1 protein-coding gene is annotated in these 234 nt (G+C 69.2%); it reads left to right on the forward strand.

What is annotated here, in order from left to right; genetic code table 11:
- Positions 1–234 (forward strand): PLP-dependent transferase (locus AC0IXA_RS28175; protein WP_471815022.1); only part of this gene is annotated, 234 nt, incomplete at both ends.

The following is a 234-nucleotide window of genomic DNA, read 5'->3' on the forward strand; positions in this document are numbered from 1 at the left end:
GTCGTACCACGGCGCCGTCTACACGCAGGCCGTCGGCGACCCCCTCGCGTACATCATCAAGGCGCGGGTGCAGCTGCTGCGCGACCTGGGCGCCTCGAACAGCCCCGACACGGCGTTCTCGCTCATCCAGGGCATCGAGACCCTCAGCCTCCGCATCGAGCGCCACGTGCAGAACGCACAGGAGATCGCGGAGTGGCTCGACTCCCGCTCCGACGTCGCGGCCGTCTACTACGC

The sequence above is a fragment of the Pseudomonas sp. AC083 genome (assembly GCF_979253165.1).